Genomic DNA, 5624 nt, shown 5'->3' on the forward strand with positions numbered 1-5624 from the left:
CCCCCTATGTCCGTAACCGTTCTATTTATGCCCGAGCGACTGACTACCACCGCTCAACCAGGGGAACCTTTACTTAATGTTGCCGAGCGTGCTGGTGTAGCGATTCCCACTGGGTGCCTGAAAGGTGCTTGTTTTGTCTGTAGAGTGGCAATTGAAGGGCAAGATAATCCCATTCGGGCTTGTATTGCCACCGTACCCAGCGATGAATTGTCGATCGTCCATCGCTATGTGGTGCCAAGTTAGTTCCTCGATCGCGCGGAAGTCCTCGATCGAGAGTACAATGCGGATTAGTTCCACTGCGATTGTCAGCTAGATATGACGGGTAGATTAATAGTTTTGACTGGGCCTAGTGGTGTCGGTAAAGGGACGCTACTCAAAGCCTTATTAGCAATGCATCCCGAACTCTATCTCTCGGTCTCTGCAACCACCAGATCGCCCCGTGAAGGGGAGGTAGAGGGCGTTCATTACTATTTTTATAGTCGCGATCGATTTGAGGCAGAGATCGAGGCTGGCGCGCTGTTAGAATGGGCGGAGTTTGCAGGTAATTATTACGGTACGCCGAGCGCACCCTTGCAAGCCCAACTCGATCTGGGTCGCTCTGCGATCCTGGAAATCGAACTGGCTGGAGCCAGACAAGTGGCGAAGATTTTTCCGAATGCTTTGCGAATTTTTATCTTGCCACCGGATCTTCAGACACTGGAAATGCGGATTCGCGATCGCGGTACCGATGCTCCAGAGGCGATTCTCCGTCGTTTGGAGCAGGCAAAAGTAGAAATTGCGGCACGAGCTGAATTTGACTATCAAATCGTCAATGACGACTTCCAAACTGCTTTAGAAGAACTGGATAGGTTGGTTGCTAGTGATTAGTTAGGAGGTACGATCTGCTCCTGAAATATAGAGCAGATCGTACCTAAATTCAGCAACGCCTCGACACCCGATCGCAATCTGCTTATCCTGAATTTAGATTAATTGACGATTGCGAGATCTCTGATGAGTAAGAGTTTGGAGGTTACGTAGTCATCTAGTCTTTGGGCTTCGTCGGGAGCGAGTACCATGCGCTCTTTGACTTTTTGGGCGATCGCTTCAGACAAATCTCGATCGGGTAAGGAAAGTAGTATTTGATAATTAAATTCTAATACTGATTTCCAGATTAAGCGCAACACAGAAGGACTGACTGTCGTAGTTTGGTTCATGTCTTCTCTCAAAATCTTAATCTTTTCTTTATATTACCCCCTTTTTTTAAGAACGATCCAGACACTTACCTGGAAGTGGGCTGAAATTGATATTTTTTTACAATACTGTTCTGCCGAGATAGGATTGCAAGACCTCAGGGATTGCGATCGAACCGTCGGGTTGTTGATAATTTTCGAGAATGGCTGCCATCGTCCTACCGATGGCTAAACCGGAGCCATTGAGGGTATGGATAAATTGAGTGCCTTTTTTGCCTGTTTCTTTGAAGCGGATGTCGCCGCGACGGGCTTGGAAATCTAGGAAATTAGAACAACTGGAAATTTCGCGATATTTACCAGCCGATGGCAACCAGACTTCGATGTCATAGCATTTTGCCGCGCTAAAGCCGATATCTCCGGTACAGAGTGCTAAGACTCGGTATGGTAGTTTGAGAGCTTGAAGGATGGCTTCGGCGTCGTGCAGGAGAGATTCGTGTTCTTGCTCTGAGGCGTCGGGATGGACGAATTTGACTAGCTCGATTTTGTTAAACTGGTGGAGTCGGATTAATCCGCGCGTATCGCGTCCCGCACTACCAGCTTCACGTCGGAAACAGGGAGTGTAAGCGCAGTGGTGGATCGGGAGCTGTTCGCTATTGAGGATCTGTTCGCGGTAGAGATTGGTAACTGGTACCTCAGCGGTAGGAATCAACCACAAATCATCATCGGCACATTTGAAACCGTCTTCGGCAAATTTGGGTAATTGTCCGGTTGCCGTCATCGACGCGCTATTGACGAGGATTGGGGGGCTGACTTCTGTATATCCAGCCGCAATTTGTCGATCGAGCATGAAGCTAATTAAGGCGCGTTCGAGAGCTGCACCCGCGCCGACGAGGGTAACAAAGCGACTTTGTGCGAGTTTGGCACTACTCTCGAAATTTAAGATCCCTAATTTCTCGCCAATTTCCCAGTGGGGCACGATTTCGGGATTGGTAGGTAGATATTCGTCGCCCCATTTGCGGAGTTCGACGTTCTCATCTTCGCTTTTGCCGATCGGGGTAGTGTCGCTGGGCAGGTTGGGTAGTTGTAAAATCAGGGTGTTAATCTGGGCTTTGAGTTCGCGCTCGGCTGGCTCCAGCTCGGCTAACTGCGCTTTGACAGTATTGCCTTCCTCTTTGAGAGCTTGAATTTCGGGCGAGTTTGGATCGATTTTGGCTCTCATTTTCTCGCCCACGAGCTTACCGATTTCGTTGCTGCGGGCTTGCAGTTGACTGCGAGTAGATTCTAGCTCGCGCTGTCTTCCATCCAGGGCGAGAATGGGTTGGATGTCATAGACACCCGCTCCTCGGAGATCTAGCTTTTTCTGTACTAATTCTGGATTTTCTCGAATCTGTCTAATGTCCAGCACCGCTTTTACTCTACCTACATATACATACTTCGCTAAATAATAGCTTAGATCCCCTCATTGAGATCGCATCAAACCATTGCTAATTCACCAGTTACTTCCAAGCGAGTATGAGTCCCGATCGATAAGAATTGTTCGGTGAGAATTTCGGAAACCGCAGGGGTAATCCAACCCATCTGATGGAGGAGCTGAATCGCGACGGCGTATTTAGCCCGTCTGGAACCATCATTAGACTTAATTGTCAAACCCATACCTTCGCCAACTTTGCCGATACATTGAATCCCTTCCGCACCTGCTTTACTTACCAGCTCGCCTTGAGTGAGTTGCATCAGTTGGGTATCAAATCGCCCCGTCCCAGCAATCAGTTCGGGGTGGTGAGTCATCGCGCGGACGATTCGTTCTAAATCCAAACTTTCACCAGAAGCCAGATAAGCATAGAGCGTTGCCATCTGCGAGATCGGCATCAGATACACAGGCGCGCCACAGTCGTCATGGACGCCAATAAACTCATCTGGCGGCATTTTGAGGATTTCGGCAAATTTGCTCAAAATCAGTTTTTGGAGGGGATGGTTGCGCTCTAGATAGTTATTTAGCGGCCAATTGAGCGCGCGACAAACTGCCAACATCCCTGCATGTTTGCCAGAACAATTGTGCTCTAGGGGACTGGTTTTGTCCGATGGAGTCGGACACTTCAGAGCAGTCGTATCGATATCAGCTCGCCAGAGAATATTAAAAACTTGACGAGTATGAATAATTTCCGCAGCATGAGAGCTGCACATTACGGCCAAATCTCGATCGGTTAGCTGATAACGTTCTAAGATTCCATTACTCGTGACGGCGATCGCTTGAAAAGGTTTGAGAGCCGATCGAATGAATGTCGGATGTTCGGCATCTCCAGCAACAGATAAAACGCGCCCGCGACTATCGCAAACGACGGCTTGCACCTGGTGAACGGATTCGATAATTCCTTCTCTTAATAAGCTGACAGTTAGTGCCGGAGCTTTAGTACGTTGAGCCATTAAATTAATTGATAATTGATAATTGATAATTGATAATTGGCAAGCTGTTAATCTGTTAACATACTTGTCTTCTCCCCGCTGTCTTGTCTCGCACAATCTGGGAGGTTTCCTCCCAGCTGCTTGCCGCGCTCCGCTCCTCGCTTTAAAAAAATCTAGTGTGCGATCGAAATTTTCGACAGCTTAATTGGTAATTATCAATTTGAGAGACTAATTTAATCTCGACCGCACCTAGCTTTGATGGCCTTACGGTGGTTGTTAATTAATAAATAAGAGCCAAGAACTAATAACCGCGATGGTTGCACCGATTAGAGTGAGAAAAGTAGTTTTAATTCTCGCGATAATTGGTTGAATTTCATAGCTGACTAATAGGCGATCGCGAGTGAGAATTTCTGGCGTTTTCAGCCATGTTTGGCCGTCATACCAACCTGATTCTTCATAAAAAATCGATTCTCCATACAAGCGATTTTTTACATAAATCCAACCCAGATACAATCTGACGGTAGCTAGTATCACAAAGATCGAGCTACCGACGATCGCGCAAATCCCAAATTGAATCGGGTATTTGGCGATCGGGAAACTGGCAGCAGCTAAAGGAGCCGTAATAATTAGGCTCCAAATCCCCACCCAAAGTAATTTCGTAATATACTTACCTGGCTCTAATTTTACCCAACCAAAAAACCAAGAACTTTGTAGTTCTTGATATTCATTAATTGGTTGTTGCTCTTTAGGAACCGGACAAAAAGAAGAAGAATTACTCATCGATCGCATTAGTCTAAGAGGCTTGTGGTAATGGTACGATCTGACCGTGACCCCAAAAAGCTTCGAGATTATAAAATTCTCGTTGTTCTGGCATCATGATATGGACGATGAGATCGCCATAGTCTAGCAAGATCCAACCACCACGATCTTGCCCTTCGGTGCGCAATGGCAGCCGCTGTAACTGTTCTTCGATTTTATCGATAATCGAACCAGAAATCGCCCGCAGTTGTACCTTAGAAAAACCAGATACGATCAATAAGTAATCAGCAAGGGTCGATACTTGAGAAATATCGATTAGTACCATATCGCCAGCTTTGCGATCGTCTGCGGCTTCAGCCGCGAGGAATGCGAGTTGTTCGATCGTGTATTCGGTAGTTTGATTTGTATCTGTCAAAGTTGCGGTTTCAGTCATTAAAAAAGTAATTAGTGAATAGTGGATATTGGTATTCAAGTAGAAACTCGATTTTTACTTGAATAACCTCTCTAGTCGATCGATTCATCAAGTCGGAACTGGCTGGTAACTCATCGTCATTGCCCAATTGCGGGTACGAATGGTGCGGGGATGGATGAGACAACGGGTAGATAGCAAATATTGAAGTGAATAATCACAGGTATGCCAGACAGCTCGATGTAAATCTTGATAACTGAGTTGACGTAGAGATTCTAATTCTGGCGTATCGCCGCGTCCGGCTTCGAGCGTATCGGCTAAGAACACGATACAACTCATTGCACCCATTCCTGGCCTTCCCAAGGTATGATCGGCGATCGCTTGAAGAATTTCGGGATTGGTGATGCCAAACTCGTCCCGCGCGACAATTGCGCTGACATCGGCATGTAATAAGTGTGGGGCGGCTATATCCACTTCATCGATCGGTAGTCCTTCGGCTCGTGCGAGTTCTAGTAAACGTTGGGGTTTGAAATATTTGGCCAAATCGTGCATCAACCCTGCTTGGGCGGCGATGTCCGAATCTAGCTGGTAATGCTCGGCAAGCTCGATCGCCATCCGTTCCACTCCTAGTATATGCTGGATTCGTTTGGGAGGGACGTTTTCATTCAACCAGGCTAGAATCTTTGCGCGCACGTTGGATATTTGGCGATAGGGGTATCAATTCTATTTTAGCGGCATTGTCTCTGTAGCGCGATCGATTTAATAATTTTAATAGGACTAGCGGCGCAGTTGCTTGGAGACTGAAGTCGCTGCTAGTGATGCAAAGTCCGCCTTGTATGTTAGAGAAGGTGGTAGATCGATGGAGCCTGGGTCAAAAAGACCGTCGC

At 47.0% G+C, this 5624-nt stretch carries 8 protein-coding genes; 2 read left to right on the forward strand and 6 right to left on the reverse strand.

Translation table 11 applies throughout. The features are described 5' to 3' along the window. Positions 1 to 243: 2Fe-2S iron-sulfur cluster-binding protein (locus C7B77_RS22575; RefSeq protein ID WP_342761369.1), on the forward strand; the 243-nt coding region annotated here is incomplete at its 5' end. Between the two features lie 72 nt (positions 244 to 315). Further along, entirely contained in the window at positions 316 to 867 is a 552-nt protein-coding gene (gmk, locus tag C7B77_RS22580) for a guanylate kinase (protein WP_106310195.1), read from the forward strand. 98 nt (positions 868 to 965) lie between these two features. On the opposite strand, the gene C7B77_RS22585 is transcribed toward gmk, so the two are convergent. The 6 genes from C7B77_RS22585 to yqeK all read right to left on the reverse strand — a co-directional run bounded on the left by C7B77_RS22585 (position 966) and on the right by yqeK (position 5430). Next, complete coding sequence (locus tag C7B77_RS22585; RefSeq protein WP_106310198.1) at positions 966 to 1193, reverse strand: hypothetical protein; 228 nt, start codon at positions 1191 to 1193, stop codon at positions 966 to 968. Positions 1194 to 1290: 97 nt separating this feature from the next. Beyond that, positions 1291 to 2574: a serine--tRNA ligase gene (gene serS / locus C7B77_RS22590; RefSeq protein ID WP_106310201.1), complete on the reverse strand. Its 1284-nt coding sequence runs from the start codon at positions 2572 to 2574 to the stop codon at positions 1291 to 1293. 68 nt (positions 2575 to 2642) lie between these two features. Continuing rightward, positions 2643 to 3590, reverse strand: a complete 948-nt coding sequence (locus C7B77_RS22595; RefSeq protein ID WP_106310204.1) for an asparaginase — start codon at positions 3588 to 3590, stop codon at positions 2643 to 2645. A 255-nt stretch (positions 3591 to 3845) separates the two neighbouring features. Beyond that, positions 3846 to 4349, reverse strand: coding sequence for a CGLD27 family protein (locus tag C7B77_RS22600; protein WP_106310212.1), 504 nt, complete (start codon positions 4347 to 4349; stop codon positions 3846 to 3848). A 13-nt stretch (positions 4350 to 4362) separates the two neighbouring features. Next, positions 4363 to 4761, reverse strand: coding sequence for a ribosome silencing factor (gene rsfS, locus C7B77_RS22605; protein WP_106310215.1), 399 nt, complete (start codon positions 4759 to 4761; stop codon positions 4363 to 4365). 87 nt (positions 4762 to 4848) lie between these two features. After that, positions 4849 to 5430: a bis(5'-nucleosyl)-tetraphosphatase (symmetrical) YqeK gene (gene yqeK, locus C7B77_RS22610; RefSeq protein WP_106310206.1), complete on the reverse strand. Its 582-nt coding sequence runs from the start codon at positions 5428 to 5430 to the stop codon at positions 4849 to 4851. Positions 5431 to 5624 lie beyond the last annotated feature (194 nt).

Origin of the sequence: Chamaesiphon polymorphus CCALA 037 (genome assembly GCF_003003845.1) — a bacterium.
Classification (GTDB): domain Bacteria; phylum Cyanobacteriota; class Cyanobacteriia; order Cyanobacteriales; family Chamaesiphonaceae; genus Chamaesiphon; species Chamaesiphon polymorphus.